General features: G+C 52.9%; 18 protein-coding genes. 2 read left to right on the top strand and 16 right to left on the bottom strand.

Annotated features, from left to right (window positions below):
* Positions 1-222: 222 nt before the first annotated feature.
* The 9 genes from phnN to phnG all read right to left on the bottom strand — a co-directional run bounded on the left by phnN (position 223) and on the right by phnG (position 7,462).
* Positions 223-816 carry a phosphonate metabolism protein/1,5-bisphosphokinase (PRPP-forming) PhnN gene (gene phnN, locus ACK5LI_RS16810; RefSeq protein ID WP_416951520.1) on the bottom strand — a complete coding sequence of 198 codons (594 nt, stop codon included), beginning with the start codon at positions 814-816 and terminating at the stop codon, positions 223-225.
* A complete protein-coding gene (locus ACK5LI_RS16805) occupies positions 816-1,529 on the bottom strand; it encodes a DUF1045 domain-containing protein (protein ID WP_416951518.1) in 714 nt (237 codons plus the stop codon). Before ACK5LI_RS16805 ends, phnN begins: the two co-directional genes overlap by 1 nt.
* A 13-nt stretch (positions 1,530-1,542) precedes the next feature.
* Positions 1,543-2,679: an alpha-D-ribose 1-methylphosphonate 5-triphosphate diphosphatase gene (locus ACK5LI_RS16800; protein WP_416951516.1), complete on the bottom strand. Its 1,137-nt coding sequence runs from the start codon at positions 2,677-2,679 to the stop codon at positions 1,543-1,545.
* On the bottom strand, positions 2,676-3,374 hold the full coding sequence (phnL, locus tag ACK5LI_RS16795; protein WP_416951514.1) for a phosphonate C-P lyase system protein PhnL: 699 nt from the start codon (positions 3,372-3,374) through the stop codon (positions 2,676-2,678). Before phnL ends, ACK5LI_RS16800 begins: the two co-directional genes overlap by 4 nt.
* A 100-nt stretch (positions 3,375-3,474) precedes the next feature.
* On the bottom strand, positions 3,475-4,263 hold the full coding sequence (phnK, locus tag ACK5LI_RS16790) for a phosphonate C-P lyase system protein PhnK (RefSeq protein ID WP_416951713.1): 789 nt from the start codon (positions 4,261-4,263) through the stop codon (positions 3,475-3,477).
* Between the two features lie 43 nt (positions 4,264-4,306).
* Positions 4,307-5,233 (bottom strand): alpha-D-ribose 1-methylphosphonate 5-phosphate C-P-lyase PhnJ, encoded by a 927-nt coding sequence (locus ACK5LI_RS16785; RefSeq protein WP_416951512.1) that lies wholly within the window; start codon positions 5,231-5,233, stop codon positions 4,307-4,309.
* Positions 5,233-6,366: a carbon-phosphorus lyase complex subunit PhnI gene (locus ACK5LI_RS16780; protein WP_416951510.1), complete on the bottom strand. Its 1,134-nt coding sequence runs from the start codon at positions 6,364-6,366 to the stop codon at positions 5,233-5,235. Before ACK5LI_RS16780 ends, ACK5LI_RS16785 begins: the two co-directional genes overlap by 1 nt.
* Positions 6,357-7,007, bottom strand: coding sequence for a phosphonate C-P lyase system protein PhnH (phnH, locus tag ACK5LI_RS16775; protein ID WP_416951508.1), 651 nt, complete (start codon positions 7,005-7,007; stop codon positions 6,357-6,359). Before phnH ends, ACK5LI_RS16780 begins: the two co-directional genes overlap by 10 nt.
* Positions 7,007-7,462: a phosphonate C-P lyase system protein PhnG gene (phnG, locus tag ACK5LI_RS16770; RefSeq protein ID WP_416951506.1), complete on the bottom strand. Its 456-nt coding sequence runs from the start codon at positions 7,460-7,462 to the stop codon at positions 7,007-7,009. Before phnG ends, phnH begins: the two co-directional genes overlap by 1 nt.
* A gap of 184 nt (positions 7,463-7,646) precedes the next feature.
* Between phnG and phnF the strand changes: the two genes are divergently transcribed.
* Complete coding sequence (phnF, locus tag ACK5LI_RS16765; RefSeq protein WP_416951504.1) at positions 7,647-8,369, top strand: phosphonate metabolism transcriptional regulator PhnF; 723 nt, start codon at positions 7,647-7,649, stop codon at positions 8,367-8,369.
* Between the two features lie 19 nt (positions 8,370-8,388).
* Here phnF and phnE read toward each other — a convergent pair whose 3' ends face one another.
* The 7 genes from phnE to ACK5LI_RS16730 form a co-directional block, all read right to left on the bottom strand.
* Positions 8,389-9,489 carry a phosphonate ABC transporter, permease protein PhnE gene (gene phnE, locus ACK5LI_RS16760; protein ID WP_416951502.1) on the bottom strand — a complete coding sequence of 367 codons (1,101 nt, stop codon included), beginning with the start codon at positions 9,487-9,489 and terminating at the stop codon, positions 8,389-8,391.
* A 37-nt stretch (positions 9,490-9,526) separates the two neighbouring features.
* A complete protein-coding gene (phnD, locus tag ACK5LI_RS16755) occupies positions 9,527-10,402 on the bottom strand; it encodes a phosphonate ABC transporter substrate-binding protein (protein ID WP_416951500.1) in 876 nt (291 codons plus the stop codon).
* Positions 10,403-10,513: 111 nt separating this feature from the next.
* The gene (phnC, locus tag ACK5LI_RS16750) at positions 10,514-11,344 is read right to left on the bottom strand and encodes a phosphonate ABC transporter ATP-binding protein (protein ID WP_416951498.1); all 831 of its coding nucleotides are present in this window, start codon (positions 11,342-11,344) and stop codon (positions 10,514-10,516) included.
* Positions 11,345-11,755: 411 nt separating this feature from the next.
* The gene (locus ACK5LI_RS16745) at positions 11,756-12,937 is read right to left on the bottom strand and encodes an MFS transporter (protein WP_416951495.1); all 1,182 of its coding nucleotides are present in this window, start codon (positions 12,935-12,937) and stop codon (positions 11,756-11,758) included.
* Between the two features lie 481 nt (positions 12,938-13,418).
* On the bottom strand, positions 13,419-14,387 hold the full coding sequence (locus tag ACK5LI_RS16740; protein ID WP_416951493.1) for a DUF4037 domain-containing protein: 969 nt from the start codon (positions 14,385-14,387) through the stop codon (positions 13,419-13,421).
* Positions 14,388-14,678: 291 nt separating this feature from the next.
* Entirely contained in the window at positions 14,679-17,105 is a 2,427-nt protein-coding gene (locus ACK5LI_RS16735) for a pyruvate formate lyase family protein (protein WP_416951491.1), read from the bottom strand.
* Positions 17,106-17,275: 170 nt separating this feature from the next.
* Positions 17,276-18,199, bottom strand: coding sequence for a glycyl-radical enzyme activating protein (locus ACK5LI_RS16730; RefSeq protein ID WP_416951489.1), 924 nt, complete (start codon positions 18,197-18,199; stop codon positions 17,276-17,278).
* A gap of 469 nt (positions 18,200-18,668) precedes the next feature.
* Here ACK5LI_RS16730 and ACK5LI_RS16725 point away from each other — a divergent pair.
* Positions 18,669-18,857: transposase (locus ACK5LI_RS16725; RefSeq protein ID WP_416950881.1), on the top strand; the 189-nt coding region annotated here is incomplete at its 3' end.

Genomic DNA, 18,857 nt, shown 5'->3' with positions numbered 1-18,857 from the left:
ATGCGGATCGTGAAGGGCACTCATCGCTGACGAGGTGTTTGAATATATCGGGTGCTCATCTTATGGACTGTTAATCCCTTTAACCTACCCCGAAAGGCAAATTCTCTACTTTCCCCGATACAGATTAGAAGAGACTTATATCCTTTTGAAATTCCTACTTTTGAGGATCATTATTTTTCGGAGGAGTAACCGATAGAAGCTGAGGGATGTGTGCACACGACCTTATCCGCCTAACAGTCCTACAACCGGATTTCCGGGCTTAATGCAATTGCGCAACTCCTCCTCAACTACATCACAAAACGCGGAAACACTTTGTTCCAGCGCACTGTTGTTCTCAATACACACAAGGCGGGGATGTCGGATTCCATACTCGCTGCCGCGCCGCAGACGCTCTACAATCTCCCCTTCGCCCTCCCTGCCACGCAGGGAAAGACGCTGCGCCAGCACGACGGGAGATGCCGTCACAAGCACAGGGACTAGTTCGGGATACCGCAGCAGGGCCTCTTGAAAATAAGCACGGGAACCGTTGACCACCACGGTAAAACCATTGCTCATCCAGTCATCTATCTCGCGGCCGATGCCATACAAAAGACCGTGGCTGGCCCAGTTCATGGCAAAGCATCCGCACCTGAGACGTTTCCAGAACTCTTTTTCGCTCAGTGCAACATGGTTCTCACCGTCCGATTCCGGCGGACGGGTGATATACCGGTGTGCAAAGGCTGCGTTGCCCCCTCCAAGGCGAATTCTGGCTTTCCGCAGCACACTGTCCTTGCCTGCACCGGAAGGCCCGACAACATAGATGAGTCTTCCCCGCATCACGCATCTCCTTTCAAGGCAAAGCGTTCGGACAGACGAAAGGGCCTGCTTCTGTCTTCCTGCACAAATAGGCAGATTTCTCTGACCGTCAGCGGTGTTTTCAAGTATGCCCGCAACAGCTGCTCCAGCCTGTCCCTGCAGGAGTGGCGCTGCCTCTCTTCCAGATTACCGGTCAGAGTCATATGAAAACGGAAATCTTCCAGCACAAAAGGATATCCGAAACGGCCCAGCAGCCGTTCCTGCCGTCCGGAAAGCCCCTTGGACATGTGTCTGGCGTGGTCATAATCGGATAGTGGTGCGCGGAAGATGTCCAACTCCCGTAAACAGATGGCATGCAGACGCGCAAGTCGGGATGAGTCCGTAGCAGGCAGCAATGCCAGAAACCGGTTTAAAAAGCTGATTCTGAGCGGGCCGACCTCAAAAGGGACAAGAGTCGCCGCCAAAGCCTTCATGCCGCTGCGCAGCGCTTTTTCATCCTGTTCGGGGTGCAGCTCGAAAGGAGCCTTAAGCGTGCCATGAAACCCGTAATGACGCGGGGCGGCCACCAGTTGTCGATACTCATCATCACCAAAGCCCTCAGGCGCGTTACTGCGCACGCGCTGAGGCGCTTCCGCTGTCCTGCCAAGCCAGTCAACACCCAGCCGGTCCAGCATGGATTCCTTTTCCGGCGCAACATACACGGCATACCGGGGTTGGTTCATTGTTCCCGTCATTGTCTCATCCTCGCTAGAGCAGGCGCTCTCCGTTACGCCATACACCGCGCACTACAGGCACATCGTCTACAACGCGCACCCTGACAACATCCGCCCGTTTGCCCAGTGCAATTTCACCCCGATCATCCAGCTTCAACAATCTGGCAGGGTTGGATGTGACAGTGGATAACGCGTCCTGCAACGGCACCCCGAGGTCCGAATGCAGTAAAAAGGCACCATGCAACAGGCTGGCGGGCACGTAATCGGACGACAGTATATCCAGCAGTCCTTCCGCAGCCAGAGTACGGGCGGATACGTTGCCGGAGTGCGAGCCTCCGCGCACCACGTTGGGTGCACCCATGACAATCCCCAGCCCCTTGGCGCGTGCAGCGCGCGCGGCCTCCATGGTGGTGGGGAATTCGGAAATGGTTATGCCGCAGGCAAAGGCCTCGGCAACATGCTCCTCAGTCGTGTCGTCATGACTGGCCACGGGAATGCCCCTGTAACTGCACAAGGCGAGCACAGCTGCGCGATGCTTGTCAGCAAATTCAACCTGCTCCGTTTTCAAGCGATCTATCATGGACTGAAATTCGGTCTCGGGCATATCTTCCACCCGGTAATATTCCTTGTACTTGTCCAGATTGCGAAATTGGCGCTGCCCCGGCGTGTGGTCCATGAGCGACACCAGTCGTAAATTCTCCTCTTCCGCATACGGTTCAAACATATCCAGCATGTGCTGATCACATATTTCGCAGCGCAGGTGCAGCAGATGGTCCGCTCGCAGCACATCCTTCTTGCGGGCATCACGAATAGCCTCAATAGACATGGAAAGAAGCGTACGACGCATATTGCCCTCATTGAGCTGGCCGCAACACACGCTGTCCAGCACAGTGGTGATGCCTGCTCCTACAACTTGCGTATCATGCGCTAGCAAAGCTGCCAGACGGGACGGCCACAGCACCCCCGGACGAGGCTGGAATTGCGTTTCCAGGTGGTCGGTATGCATCTCAATCAGACCGGGTATAATATAATCTCCACGCATGTCCTCAGCACAATGGGAGGAACCAGCGTGTATGTCAGCAATAAGTCCGTCCTGAAGGCAAAGGGAGCCTTCCGTCACCCCTTCGGGCGTGACGATGCGAGCGTTGGTCAAAACGGTCTCTGTATTCATGCGACTTGCTCCGTTGCAATCATGGTATGAACGCGGTCGGCCACTGCCTCCCGCACCTCGTCATCGTGAAAAATGCCCACCACCGCAGCCCCGCGGGCCTTGGTCTCACGGATAAGTTCCACCACTACAGCGCGGTTTGCTGCATCCAGCGAGGCAGTGGGCTCGTCCAGCAGCATGACAGGGTAATCCACGGCAAATCCACGAGCGATATTTACCCGTTGCTGCTCGCCGCCGGAAAAGGTGGCCGGTGCGAGACTCCACAGGCGGTGGGGAATATTCAACTTGCCCAGCAATTCAGCGGCCCATACTTCGGCCTCTGCCGCATTGCCGGTCAGTTCGCGCCGCGCCGCAGCCACCAACTCAAATGTTGGCACACGGGGTATGGCACGCAAAAACTGGCTCACATAGCCCACGGTATGTTTGCGCACCTGCACCACCAATCTGGGATCAGCGCTAGCAATATCTACCATTTCACCCTTATGCCGGATGCGGATGGCTCCTGAAACAGGCTTGTAGTTGGCATACAACGAACGCAGCAGGGTGGATTTTCCCGAGCCGGAACGCCCGTGCAGAGCAACACACTCTCCGGCGGAAACGGCAAGGTTGAGTCCCTCGAAAACCTGCAGTTGCGCCCCGCCCTGATTATGCAGGACAAAGCGTTTGCTCAAGCTTGATACTTCGATCATAACAGTCATCTGTTTCTTCCTTGTCACGGCATTGCGACTTCGTTACGGCTGCATGTTTGCTTCCTGCCCCTGCGGGCCTACCTTTCTGAATTGAGGCTTTCAACTCCCGCTACCCCTGCAGAATGGAGGAAACCAACAGCTGCGTGTAGGGATGATGGGGGTCGTCCAGTACCTGGTCGGTGAGACCGCTTTCCACTACACGACCCTGCCGCATGACCATAAGCCGGTGGGCCAGCAGGCGTGCAACGGCAAGGTCATGCGTGACAAGGACCACGGCAAGCCCCATCTCGGCGGTCAGCTTGCGCAACAGGTCCAGCAGTTTGGCCTGCACGGAAACATCCAGCCCGCCCGTGGGCTCGTCCATGAACACAAGGCGCGGGGCGGAAACAAGGTTGCGGGCAATTTGCAGACGCTGCTGCATGCCGCCGGAAAAAGTGGCAGGCAGATCGTCAATGCGGACGGCATCTATCTCCACTCTGTCCAGCCAGCGCAACGCCTTGGCGCGTACATTGCCGTAATGACGCATACCTATCCCCATAAGGCGCTCGCCGATGTTGGCTCCCGCGCTCACATTACGCCTCAGACCGTCACGCGGGTTCTGATGCACAAACCCCCACTCCGTACGCATAAGCATGCGCCGCAGCGGTTCGGGCGAGGAATGCACATCACACTCTTCCCCACTTGCATTCCGGGCACTACGGTACAACACGCGCCCGGCGGTAGGTGAAATTCTGCCTGCAATGCAGTTGAGCAACGTGGATTTGCCGGAACCGGATTCCCCCACAATGCCAATGATTTCTCCCGGCCACAGGTCGAAAGAGACATCCAGACAGCCTGCGCGGTCGCCATAGAATTTACTCAAACCCTGCACGCTGAGCAGAGGCCGGTTTTCAGCCATAACACTTTCTTCCGGATAGCTGCCTGCAAGCTGCTGTGTTGCACTACTCATTGCCTGAGCCCTCCATAGAGTTGGCTGCCATCCCCATGGGCCCGACACAACACGCCTCACGCCTTCTACGGCAGTAGTCGCTGTCGGAGCAGACGAACATGCGCCCACCCGCATCATCCAGAATAATCTCGTCAAGGTAGCTGTCCTCCGCACCGCACAGACCGCAGCATGCATCCCATCGCTGCACCTCGAAAGGATGATCTTCGAAATCAAGGCTCTTCACCGTAGTGTAGGGCGGAATGGCATAGATCCGTTGCTCGCGGCCTGCTCCGAAAAGCTGAAGCGCGGGGCTGTTATCCATCTTGGGATTATCAAATTTGGGAATGGGCGAGGGGCTCATCACATAACGCTGTGCCACGAGCACGGGGTAATCAAAGCTGGTGGCTATGCGCCCGTGCCGAGCAATGTCTTCATAGAGCTTTACATGCATCACGCCGTATTCCTCATGCGCGTGCATGGCCCGCGTTTCCGTCTCACGCGGTTCCACCCAGCGCAGGGGCTCGGGAATGGGCACTTGATAAACCATGATCTGCCCTTCCTTCAGCGCCTGCTCAGGAATACGGTGGCGGGTCTGGATGATAGTGGCCTTCTGCGTATCTTCGGTGGTGCACACGCCGGTGGTGCATGCAAAAAAGCTGCGTATTGAGACGGCATTGGTGGTATCGTCCGCACCCTGATCAATGACCTTGAGCACATCCCACCTGCCGATGACTGATGCCGTCACCTGAATTCCCCCAGTACCCCAGCCGTAGGGCATAGGCATTTCGCGGCTGGCAAAGGGAACCTGATATCCGGGAATGGCCACCGCCTTGAGCAAGGCACGGCGCACCATGCGCTTGGTCTGCTCGTCCAGAAAGGCAAAATTGTATCCGGAATCGTTGCCCCCGCGGGCCGGTTCACCGGTCATATAGCACTTCATCAGGCTGCTCCTTTGGCGCTGCGTAGTTGTTCTTCCCGCCGATGTTTGCGCGCTTCCCACTCACAACGCAGGCGGCGCAGAATTTCCAGTTCGCTCTGAAAATCCACATGGTGCGGCAGCTTCAGATGCTCCACAAAGCCCGTCGCTTCCACGTTGTCACTGTGGTAGAGCATGAATTCCTCATCCTGCGCGGGCGCGACGATCTCCTCACCCATCTCGCGGCTGCGTAACGCTCTGTCCACCAACGCCATGGCTATGGTCTTGCGTTCGTTACTGCCGAAGGTCAGCCCGTAACCGCGCGTAAACTGCGGTGGAACATCTTCCGATCCATCGTAGAGAAAAAGTATTTCCGCCTCAGTCAGCTGCAGTTCGCCAATGCAGACCGCAAAACCCAATTCTTCCGGCACCAGTTCCACCTCCACCGCGCCGATACGGATTTCTCCGGCAAAGGGATGCCCGCCGGAACCGCGAAACCCGCGTTGCGTGGAATAGCCCATAGCCAACAGGAAGCCTTCATCCGCACGAGCAAGGTTTTGCAGGCGTATGTCACGCCCCGCCGGCAGGTTGAGCGGCGCACGGGTCAAGTCTCCCACGGGCAGGGCATCATCCGCTTCGGATACGCCCGCCGCTTCCATGAGCCTGTCCATTCCCGCAAGGTCGCTGACACGCGGGGCCATGCCGTCTCCGGCATCTTCCGCCCGCTCCGGCGAGCCGGGGTTTGCCCCTTCTTCAAGCAGACTGAAATCCAGCAGGCGGTGGGTATAATCGAAGGTCGGACCCAACACCTGCCCGCCCGGCAAATCTTTGAATGCGGCAGAGATCCGGCGGCGTAAACGCATGGCCGTGCTGTCCACCGGCTCGGAAGCACCGAAGCGCGGTAACGTTGTACGATAGGCCCGCAACAGGAACACAGCTTCAATCACGTCTCCGCGCGCCTGCTTCAGCGCCAGAGCAGCCAGTTCGGGGTCATAGAGCGAGGCCTCGGCCATCACCCTGTCCACGGCCAGTGAAAGCTGAGTGCGTATCTGATCAACGCTCAGTTCCGCAACAGCGGTATCCCCGCGGCGTTCATGCGCCAGATAGGCATGTGCGTTGCGGATGGCTTTTTCGCCTCCCTTGACAGCTACATACATGCGAACGGTCCCCTTACGGTTACGGTTCTGGGCAGGCAGGCAATGGCCTGTGGTGCGCAAAGCACAACATCAAAACCCATGGGAAAAAGGACGCGGTTAAGGGCAAAGGCTTCCCAAAAGCCGCGGGCAAGGCCGCAGACGTGCAGCCTGCGCTCCCCCCTGATGCCGGGGCCTTCCAGTCTGAGAAGGTCCGCGCCTTCGCCCCCGGTTCTGGTAGCATTGCCCAGCGATACCACCTGAATGATCAGCGTGGCGGATCTGTCCGGATAACTTTCCGTGCCCACGGGAAAGGCTGCCAGATCAGGCAGTTCCATACCATTACGGAAGGCTGCAAAGGCGATGCCGTCTCCCCCGTTCTCTGAAGAGCGTTCCGGCGCGGCGACAATGGGGCAACCGCAGTGAAAACGCAGCCAGTTGGGCACATCATCCGAAAAGCCTGCAAGACAGACGGGAGTTTCATTATCGAAGAGGCTCAGGCAGACGGCAGCACCAGCGGAGCCGAGCCCCGCAGGGTGCTGCGCAGGTCCAGTCAGCGGCAGAACCAGTCCGGGACGGGACATGGCTTCCAGCACTATTCTGAAGGTATCTCCCGCGTCATGCACCGGATCGACAAAGCCGGAAAGAATGGTCTGTTGTTGCATCAATCCTCTCCCCGCACGATGGTAAAAAAGTTGACCCGCGTGGCAGCCGCACATCCGCGTTCGGCAACGTTGCGCGCCTGCCGGATTTGCACCAACGGGGCGAGCACCTCGCGCTTTAACCTGTCCCGCAGCCCTTCATCCTGCAGCAACGCATCAAAAAGGGCAGCCAACTCCGCGTGACGGGCATCCCGTCCGGCCACGTAAGCGTGGCCCACTCTGCCTCCCTGCTGAACAGCGCAACGAGTGACAGTCACCTCGCCAAGGTTGAAGCGCTGCCCTTTACCACAGGCCCTGCCCCTCACCATGACGAGGCCGGTTTCCGGCCTGCGCAGAAAGTTGTATTCCACCGAAATGGACGCGGCTGCCCAAGCATCTTCCAAAGCCTGTCGGGGAGCACAGGCAAGAATACCCATCCAGCGTCGACGTTCATTGCTGCTTACCCGTGTGTGTGTCATATATCCGAACCTTCACCATCCGGAGCAGTTATCCAGATGCTCAACAAGTTATTGTAACAAAAATGCCTGCCAACCTTCACAGAGCGGGCATATGCAATAGACGCTCAATTACTGCTTACCTATGCGTGCGACCACATCCCGGAAGCCTTCGGGATATGTCCGAAGCTACGGATTGGAGGTCTGTATGGAACTGGAACGTGGGAAGGGTCTTACGCTCTGGAGACAGATTCAGAAAAACCTTGAACAGGACATTCTTGACGGCACGTTCCCACCTGGAGAAAAGCTGCCGCCGGAGCGCCTGCTTGCGGAGCGCTTTGCCGTGAATCGCCACACCTTGCGACAAGCCCTGAACAACCTTGTCCGCAAGGAACTGGTGCGGGCCGAGCAAGGACGCGGCTACTTTGTCCGCGAGGACATGGTGCGCTACGCCCTTGCACACAGGGTGCGCTTTCGGGAGAATCTTTCCCGCCAGCATCGGGAAGCCGCAGAAGAGCTGCTTGATTGGGAACTTGTACAGGCAGAACGACGCACAGCCGAACACCTGATGGTTCACCCCGGCACGCCGCTCGTACGTATGCGCACGGTAGGCAAGGCCGACGGGCTGAGTCTGTGCGTCTCCAGCCATTACTTTTCGCAGCAGCGTTTTCCCGACATCAACCTTATTTACGGCAACACCGGTTCCATCACCGCCACATTTCGCCACTTCGGCATCACTGATTACACCCGCATGCAGACCCTCATCACAGCCCGCATGCCTAACGCGGCAGAGGCCCGCCTGTTGCAGCAATCGCGCAGCAAGCCCGTGCTGGAGTTGGAGTCCGTGAACGTTGACGGCGCAGGCACGCCCATTGAATACGGGAGATGCATCTGGGCTGCCGACCGGGTGCAATTCATCGTAGACACCTGAGATCACGAGGGAGTCCTCCCTAGATGAACTTGCGGCGCAGAATGCCGCAGGCGTAATCGATAACAACCACGGTGAGGATTACCATGATCATCATGGTGCACACCTCGCGGTAGAGATAGCCGTTCAGCTTGTCGAACATGAGAAAGCCGATGCCGCCCGCGCCCACAAAGCCGAGAATAGTGGCACTGCGCACGTTGGATTCGAACTTGAGCAGGCTGAAGCTGACTATGGTAGGCATAACTTGCGGCAGCACCGCAAAGGCCATTACCTGCAACGGACTGGAACCGCTTGCTTCCACCGCTTCCACCTGCCCGGGTTCAATGGCCTCCACAGCCTCACTGATCACTTTACCGAGGTTGCCCAACGTGTGGATGGCAAGTGCCAGCACCCCTGCAAAAGGTCCGAGACCGATGACTGCCACAAAAATGAGCGCCATGACGAACTCGTTGAAACCACGGCAGAAATCCAGCAAGCGACGCACGCTGAACTGGATGACGCGGCGCCCCGCCTTGCGTGCGGGGCTGCTGCCGGGGATGATCAGGCACAGAGTATTGCGTGCTGCCAGCATGGAAAGCGGAATGGATGCGACAAAAGCAAACAGCGTACCCCATATGGCTATGGCCACTGTTTCAACCAGTGCCCGAAAGTACTTACGCAGGTTGGCCATGGCTGTTTCCGGTGGAAAGAAGCCGCCGCGTTTCTGGTCTACAATACGGGCGTATTCATCCTTCACAATAGCGTCGTGCTCCGCCTTGGGCATGGCCGCAAGGCGCTCTTCCGACAACACCTTTGCGCGACGCGTCATTTCCGTAAAATCATTTTCTCCGGCAGCCTGCATCTGTGTGCGCACATCCTGCATGGCCTCTTCCATGGCCATAATGGCAGGCACACGTTTAGCCTGCCGCATGGCGGCCTGCCTGTCGGATTCGTCAACGGTTCTACCGAAGAGGTAGGACACCGCATTTTCACGCTTTGCGTACAGAGCAAAGGGATCAATACCGCACCAGATGTAGGTGACGATCAGGATCAGGGCCGTTGTCAGGCCCAGGCCCCCGAGGAGCAGCTTGCGATCAAGCGGCATCCTCGGGGTGATCTGATCCAATGTCAGTTCCTGAGTCATTGTTTCTTCCTGTGATGTTCAATACGCCGAATTTCCGCTACTTGGGAGCCAGCTGGCTCTTCAACCGTTTCAGATAGCGGATTATGTCGTAAGTCTTGTCGTCGGTAGCCTGATAGCCGCCGTTCTGCAGCTTGCCGAGAACCATCTTGTTGTCGTTGAGCTTGAGCAAAGCCTTGGTAAAAGCGGCCTTCAGGCTCTCCGGCAGATCGGCGCGTGCGGCCAAAGGGGCACCCGGGATAAGTTCGGATGTCCAGAGAATGCGGAAGTCGTCTTTTTCCACCTGCCCCTTCTCGATCATGCGGTCGAGGTCAATATTGTTGGTGGCAACCACTTCGACACCACCGTTCTTCACGGCAAGAATGGACGCGCCGTGAGAACCGGAGAATTTTACTTCCTTGAAATACTCTTCGGGCTTCACCTTCATATCACGGGCAAAAAGCACGTTGGGCACGAGATAACCGGAAGTGGAATTGGGGTCGGTAAAGGCGAACACATGGCCTTTGATCTCGTCCAGCTTCTTGATGGGAGAATCATTGCGCACGATAATCAGGCCGGTATAGCCGGGCTGGCCTTCCTTGTTCAGCTCCAGAGCCAGAGCCTGCGCGTTGGCCTTTTCAGAGGCTTCCACGTAACTTTTTGGGCCGAAGTAGGCGAAATCGATATGCTTGTGCGACATGGCGGTAATGATGCCCGCATAGTCGGATGCGGAGAAGCCTTCCACCTTGATGCCAAGGGCCAACTCCATATGCTCCATCAGGGGCTTGAAGCGTTCCAGAATGTCAGCGCCACCTTCGGTGGGGATGAACCCGATACGGATCTTTTCGGGCCAGTCTGCCTCTGCGGCGAACGCGGGTGCGACAGCCGTAAGCATCATGCAGGTTGCGAGCAGGCCAAGAATGATTCTGCGAAACATAATTCCAATCCTCCGGTTGTGTTTCTTGATAGTTGGTTATGTTGTCTGGCTCCCCCCTGCACTGCTAAGGTCAGGCGGGTATATTCACTTGCTTCAGTCAAGCGGCCAGCATCAGGCACAGGCGTCGAACTTGCCGTAAGCTTCTTCAATGCGCGCACCATAAACATCCGCGATGGCGTCATCGTCGAGGTTGGGGGGGATGGTATCCAGCACAAGAGCGCCCTTGCGCATGCCGACGATGCGCTTGCCGTAGCGGCGGGCAAAATCGATATGGTGCAGGTTCACCAGCACGGGGATGCCCCGTGTTTCGTGAATATCCTGCAAAGTCTGCATCACGGTTTCTGCGCTGTGCGGATCAAGGCTGGCTATAGGCTCATCCGCAAGAAAGACCTGCGGTTCCTGTGCAAGGGCACGGGCAATGGCCACACGTTGCTGCTGGCCACCGGAAAGCGTGTCTGCCCGCTGAAAGGCAAGATCGGCAATGCCCACCTGCTTCAGGCTCTCAAAGGCAACTACTTTCTCCGCCTTGGTAAAAGACCGCATGAGAGACATGCTCAGGCGCAGGGGGCTGCGGTTGAAGCGCAGCCTGCCCACTAAAACGTTTTCCAGCACTGTGAGCCTGCGCACCAGATGGAATTGCTGAAAAATCATGCCCACCTTGCGCCGCACCTGCCGCAGCCTGCCGCCGGTGACCTGCGTGATATCGTCGCCGAACAGGCTCATGGCGCCGCTGGTGGGACGCACCAGCCGGTTCATGCAACGCAGCAGGGATGATTTGCCTGCACCGGAAGAACCAATGATCACCACAAAATCGGTGCGGTTCACGTTGAGGGTAATGTCTTTTACGGCGTGCGTGCCGTTAGGATAAATCTTGTTAAGACCCGCCGTCTGAATGGCAGGCACTTCCTTATGTCTATTAATAGCGATGGGCTTTCCTTCCATGGCTGTTGCTCCTTGCTCCGCGCCTCAGGTTTCAACGCCCTTTCCTAATGAGACGGAAAAGGCCCCTTCGTTTCTTGCTTCTTGATAGGGGGAGATTGTGGACGTTCTGTTACACGCCTGTGGCAGTCGGGACACGGAAGCAAGGAGACTAGACCAATGCATGAATGGTCTACGGACATCAGGCAACTACAAGCAGTTACAAAGCAAGCACGCCAAGTCCATACACAAAGAACATGGTGGCGCTATAAGTAACGAGGAAACGCGACGTATGCCGGGAAGCAATGCGGGAGGGACGGAGTGGTCCATACCAACCGGAAAAGAGGGGGACCATGGTCGGTAACGCGAAAAGGATACTGCCGGACAGGACTACAGAAACACCAGGGTAGACTGCACTAAAGTACAGTATAATTATTAGGAAGATGCCCCTGAGTTTCTTTTTGGAACTTGGCGCACTTTACGCCGTACAGCCAAAAGTACAGCCAGAGGAAAAAACGCGCCGGCTAGGGCCAATGACCCAAGCACCAGCGGTTTGTTGGACCATTCTAAGGATATTATCTCCACAGCTATGGCCGCAACAAAAAACATCTCGAATGTCATAATTCCAGAAGCAGCCCCCACATCCTTGTCCACCTGATCAAGAATCATAGAATTGGCCACAGGCCGAGAAAAACCAACCGAGAACGATATGCAGATCATGGGAAGAGCCATTGTCCATGGGGCCGTACCGCCCAAAATATGCATGAGCAAACCTGATCCCATGATTGTAAGCAGTGAAGAATAGAGAATGCTCAGAGGGTTCAGAGTATTGCACAGCAATGTGCATACAAAAGAGCCGACCATAAACCCCAATGCGTTGATTGCGAAATACACGCCAAAGACCTGCTCTGACATTCCGAATCCATTGATATAAATGTCAGCAGCCCCGCCGATGAAGCCAAAGTGGGGTAACACGACCAGTGCGAAAGCTGTGGCCAGAACCGTAAAGCGTACATTCTTAAATACGGTAATATAACGTTTGGCTACGGAAATAGCGCCACCCTTGGTAAACTCGACCAACGGCTCCTTCAGGCGGTAAACTCCGTAGAAGCTCACTAAGGCGACCAGAATCTGGAACAGAAAAATCCATCGCCATGAGAGGCAGTTAAGAACAACCACGCCCAGTGACGGGGCAATCATGGGACAAAATGTCATGATGACCCCGACATACCCCAATATTTTCTGTCTGTTATGCCCTTTAAATAAATCTTTGGTTAATGCCAAAGACAAGGAAGAAGCTGCCGCTGCCCCCGCGCCTTGAATTGCCCTTGCCCACAGAAATGTAGTGACAGAATTAGCTGTTGCGCATCCCCCGGACCCGAGAATAAAAAGTAAAATTCCCCCCATGAGCACTGGTCTACGCCCAAACCTGTCGGAGAGTGGCCCGTGAATGAGCAGGAATATGCTGAAAGTAGCAAGGAATAGAATCAAAGAGTGACTGACCACGCTATAAGGTACCCCCCAAAGACACTGTAATATGGGAATTGAGGGTAGGTACATATCGATGGCTAAGGGCGGAAAAGCAGCAAGCAGAGAAAGCAAAGCTAGTATAGGCATTATAATGAGACTTAACTTGCAATTACAAATTCATTGCGGTTCAGTTGTTGCCCCTCATCTCGGGGTTTTTGTGTGGTACACGTGTCCCCGCAGGAGGCCGCTTCAAAAATAACAAGGAATACGTTTCACCAATTCCAGACTCTGTGATGCTTTTCCAATCTCACATAGTTTGCACTAGTGACGAGCACTGACTATAGGCTGACTTTGTCTACGACCTCCAGCCTTCGCCGATAGCCCATGTTTTTAGCAAAGAGTATTGCAAGCACCCTCCTACTGCTCTATCATCTAATTGAGATACACTGCCTCTTGTCCTTTCACTATTCTTAGTAACTTTTCCGGACTATACTTACAACACCATTAGCAACTCTCTCTTTACCCTGTGCCTTCCACATAGGAATTTTATTGGCGTGGTATCAGCTCAAAAAACAGTATCTACAGAGATACCAAAACTACACGCGTTTAGTACGATGCTACTATTTATCTAAAAACAGTACAGTGGTGCCTGCGCTAATGATGCGTCTCTGATTAACTTATTTAATTGTTCGGAAAACGGCATTAGCGCACCGTTATACGAAATCAGGGGGAAATGGCTCAAAAGTGCTTTTTCCACAAATTGCGCGATATCCTCTGCCAATTGCACTTTGTATTGTTCTGGCGCTGTGAGTAATTCCTGTATTTTTTTTGCCAACACTAACCCTGTAGCATCTAATCGAGCTACACTTGCAAGTTCCCACTTCGGGTACGGACAATATGCTTTTTGCAGAAGGTGGTACAAAGAACAGATTGTGGAAGCAAACGTGAACTCTGCCCAGCGTATTCCGTGAATATCCTTCCGCTTTACAAGCCGTGGCAGGTTATACTGTCCACTCTGGCCGGAAATAAAACATCGAGCAGCAAGTTTCTTCAACCGTAACTCTTCCGGGTAAAATCCTTGTAAATGCTTACGCCATGCAGTGAATTCGCCAGCGTTATCAAAAAAGACCTTACCGTTCGTCATCATGGACAAGACTAATTCTTTTTTATTCCACGTCTGCCAACTGTCAGGTTTTTCAGAAAGCCCGGCATGCACATAAAAAAAATCAGCAACCTTGATAACTCCATAACGGAACAAATCAGGAGCCTGCATATTAGATGAAGGCATCCCGTCAAAATCAACAGGCAAATTTTTATACCATGCATGAAGTGCGGACAAAGCCTCTTTGGAAATGGACGAAGAAACCCACAAGCAGAACTGTGGCCCCCAGTCATGGTCTCTGGAAAAAGCGTCGTCAAACCCCCAACACTCAGACCCGGGTCCAACAAGGCCTGCAGCGAGATAAGGCATATATTCAGAAAAATCTTTTTCCAACAAGGGAAGAGCCACGTCCGTAAAGTATTGTTCTACAAGAGACAAGCCTTGCCCATGCTCACAGTTATCCATAAAAAGACCCACCTTTGTCTTTGCAGACACAATACATCGCGAATAGAAATGCTCTTTGCAAACACACAACCAACCTTATCCATGTATCGCTTAGCTAAGCAGCAGGATCATAATTATTCTTAAAAATTGTTTGCATAATCTCGTAGTGCGAAGCTCATCACACGAGTCCACCCTCTACACAGTATATGGTGTGTAACGGATTTCTGAGCTTTCAAGGCAAGCCCCCGGCATACTGCCGGGGGCTTATGTAATGCGCCCACTTTGCTTAAAATAAATCAACTCCCAAATCCCCGCAGCAGAACAGGGGGATTCCTCGTCTCATTAATTAAGCTCGTGTGCTGCACGGGCGAGCAACTCGTCCTGAATATTAGCAGGCAGATCAGTCCAGTAAGCACTGTAACCTGCAACGCGTACCATGAGGTCTGTATACTTTTCAGGATGTTCCTTCGCGGCACGCATCTCCTCAGGGTTCAGAACGTTGAACTGGATATGCTTGCCTTTGTAATCGCTAAAGTAGGTTTTGATCAGCGCAGACAGGTTCCCAGTACCTTCATCACCTTTTAAGGTTGCCGGGGTAAATCTCATGTTGAACAGAACTCCATAGAGTTCATGCTGGTCAATGGCACCTGCCGATTTGATGACAGCGGCCGGCCCATTGATATCAGTTCCCTGAACTGGTGAGACTGCACCATCGGCAAAAGAAGTTCCGGCTTTACGGCCACAAGGCAGTGCACCGGTCTTGGCTCCTGTGCCGCCGTGGAAACCAATGGAATGCGGGGATACTTCGTAGCTACCGCCATCAGTTGCGGGCTGCTTGTGCCAGATTTCTTTAATCCAGTCGTAGACATCGTTTAACAGCTGGTCCACTTCCGAGATGTCATTACCGAATTTCGGGAAGGCCATGCACTTGGCACGCAACTCTTCGTAGCCGACCCAGTCAGCGCGCATGGCATCAAGCATTTCCTGCGGAGTGCATATCGGATTCTCACCAAAAATACCGTGTTTGATCACGTATAATTCATTAGCCACATCCTGCACTGCCACCGGCACAATATACATGCAACTATCTGCATGTTCGGCACCACCCAAACTGCAAACCTGACCACGCTTGATGCAATTGTCAGTGAAGGCGGACATCATCATATCCGGGAAGCTGTCACCATGCTGGAGCTTGCAGGCGCGTCCGCTATCAGTACTGATATCAGCCCAGTTCTTAATCTGCGCCTTATAGGCTTCTACAAATTCTTCATAACTTTGCATTTTTGTGAAATCACCTGTCTTTTCACCCAATTGCGAGTCAGAAAGGTAGTCCCAGCCATTATACATGGTCAATTCAAGTATCCTGCCGTAGCTTGTAACCAGAGGCCAGATAGAGCTGGTCTTGCCGGGGACAGCGTGCAGGGTGCAACCTCCTAAGGCGTAGTTACGGGCTTCTTCAATGGTGTACCCTCGGGCAAGCAGGTATTGTATCGTGGGCTCATCATTAAAGAAGGCAGGAAAGCCCATACCCAATTTAACAAGCTCTAAAGCACGTTTCATGAATTTTGGATTAATCCGCGTATGCCAGCGTACAGAAATAGTCGGGTGCGTCGTCCTTACCCGTTCAGCTGCTTCAAGAAAAGCAAATGAGAGTTCATTAGTGGCGTCATTTCCCTTGGCATCCACTCCACCAATGACACAATTGTGGAAGTGGGACTCACTACTCAAATTCGGAGTCATAACATCGGGCCAAAACTGACGCTTACCCATAAGCTTAACGCGGAAACACTCGAACAATTGAATGACGTACTCATCATCAATTTTTCCGGATTCAATATCGGCCTTGTATTGTGGGTACAGGATTTGGTCTATACGACCATAACCCATCCCAAACGTGCGAGTATCGTAAAAAACAATTAAGATGCCAAAGAAGAGGGACTGCAGTGCCTCCTGATAAGTCTCAGCGGGATGCTCTGGAACTCGATCGCACACACGAGCCATCTCTTCCAGCTCAGCCTTACGGACAGGGTCTTTTTCTTTTGCAGCCATTTCGGTAGCAAGTTCGCGATAACGGTGGGCGTAGTCTATGCCACCCAACAGCATTTCCTTAAGACCTTTCCAGAACTCTTGCCGACGATAGTCTTCATAATTCAGCAGGATATGGTTCTCAAGCTGTTCATCAATATCAGCGATTAAACCGCGAACCCCTTTTTTCACCAGTCGGTCAAGATCAGGACAATTCCAGGCTTTTTCAGCAAACATTTCCGAAACGGTATTTACGATCCAGGAACCAGCCTCACCGATTTTATGTTCAAAAGCGGCTTCTTCCTCACCTCGGGACTTGAGCCACATTTCCTTGCCGCCGATGTCTCTAAAGTATTCACCGATAGCACGACCTTGTTCCATTTGTTCTTCGGATTCCCACTTGAAGAAACCTTTTCGGCCTTCCAACCCGTAGTTATCGATATAGTCAACTATCCACAGGGCAGCCAGATCGGGGTAAAATTCTGGGCCCATCGGCTTAGAGCTGAAATCTCCACAAAGCAACTGATGATCATCAATGCGAATTGGCATCTCTTGAAGAATCTTGCGAACAGCAAAGCCACGTCTACGGAACAAGTGATATCCTTCGGTTTCTTTATAACTATCAACCAAAGCCTGAGCACGTGACATAGACATACTTTGTGTATATCGTAACGGATTCAACTCCTCCCACATGGTTGTTCCACGCGACTTCTCATCGTACATCTTGTATTGTACTTTTGACATTTTTCCTTCTCCTAAGGTTCTCAGTTTAGATTTGATCAATCCTGGTCTTGTTACTGGCTTCTCCCTGTAATTTTCTATTCTCTGCCTCCCCGTTTGCTTAGATTTATATGGCCGTAACCCCTTATCCGCCTCAGAGCTCCGTCCTTTGCGAGGTCGTAGTCTCAAAGGGGCTAAGCTGAAGCAATAATCTCATTGAGTTCTTCAAGATACGCATCGGACTGGCGCTGATAGCGCGGACGCGCGTTCTCGTAGCCCATCTGCATATACTTCTCTTCGCCAAGGCTGTTGTAAGGGAGCAATGTCAAATGCTCGGAAGGAACCAGACCCAATTCTTCCCGTATGAATAGCGCTGTTGCTTGAATATTTTCCCGGCTGTCGTTAAAGCCCGGAATGAGCGGCGTCCTGAAATGGATACACCTGTTATCATCAACTAATTTCTTTGCATTCTCTAAAATCAACTTATTGGAGACACCTGTACCTTCTTTATGTTTTTCATCATCCATGCATTTGAGATCAAATAATATATAATCACAATGCTCAGTAACCTTCTTGACAGTTTTCCAAGGGAAAGCTCCTGTAATCTCAACTGCAGTATGGATCAAATTATCATGTGCAGATTTTAAAATGTTTGCCGTAAAATCTGGCTGCGTTTCAGGGTCACCACCTGATACTGTTATGCCACCTCCAGTATTCATATATAAATGGTAATCACTGCTAACATTATCTATAATTTCGTTAACAGTCATACTCTTACCTTCAATTTTACGTGCCTTTGACAAGCAAACATGCGTTTCTGCACAATCACCACAGACATTACAAGCTTCACGATCGATTACCATTTGCCCATCAATTATCTTGTTCGCTTGATGCGGGCATATAGCAACACACCTGCCGCACGACGTACATTTGTCTTTACGAAATGACAAAGCTGGTCGAAGACTCTGCGTTTCTGGATTTTGGCACCAAAAACATCGAAGAGGACACCCCTTCAAAAACACCGTCGTGCGTATGCCCGGTCCATCATGAGTTGAGTAGCGTTGAATATTAAGAACCTGCCCGACAAAACCATCACGATTATCCTCTTCAAACGTCATTAACAGCACCCTGTCTTTGAAGGTTCATGGGGATGACAACACCAGCCATGACTTCAATTAAAGTTTTAGCCGCGAACTCATTCGACTTAAAAAGACCACGAGCTGCTTCCAACCAACATGACCTAATCAGCAAAAAGGGGGCCAACAGCGGCGCATCGCTTAAAAATAAAAAATCGTTTGATATTACGATATTATGAAGTGCGCACACATAGGTTATTACGAGATTGTAACCATGTGTGACACCTCAACCAGGAATAGCTATTCGCAGAGGACTTCTTTAGAAAAAAACAATGAGATTCAGAAAAGATAGGTATGCAATCAATAATCTTATAAACGTAAGCGGGAGTGACACCTGTCTTCAAAGAAGAACACTTCTTGTCTCAGGAGGCATTGTACCGGAATCATCCTGAATCGCCCCTAGTTTCGTAGACACTCCTGAGTTATGAAAACGAGACCTCAGGAGAAAACGATGTACGACAAACGCTACACTGACGAATTCAAAATTGAAGCGGTAAAACAAATCACCGAGCACGGCTATCCCGTCCAAGAAGTCGCCCAAAGGTTAGGCGTCAGCACCCACAGCTTGTATGCGTGGAAAAAGAAATATGGGCATGGCGAAGTTCATGCTGCCCAGTTTGATAACCAACAGACGGAAATC

Source organism: Oleidesulfovibrio sp. (assembly GCF_047973035.1).
GTDB lineage: Bacteria > Desulfobacterota > Desulfovibrionia > Desulfovibrionales > Desulfovibrionaceae > Oleidesulfovibrio.
The sequence above is the reverse complement of the archived record's forward strand: the minus strand, read 5'-3'. Positions and strand labels throughout refer to the sequence as shown.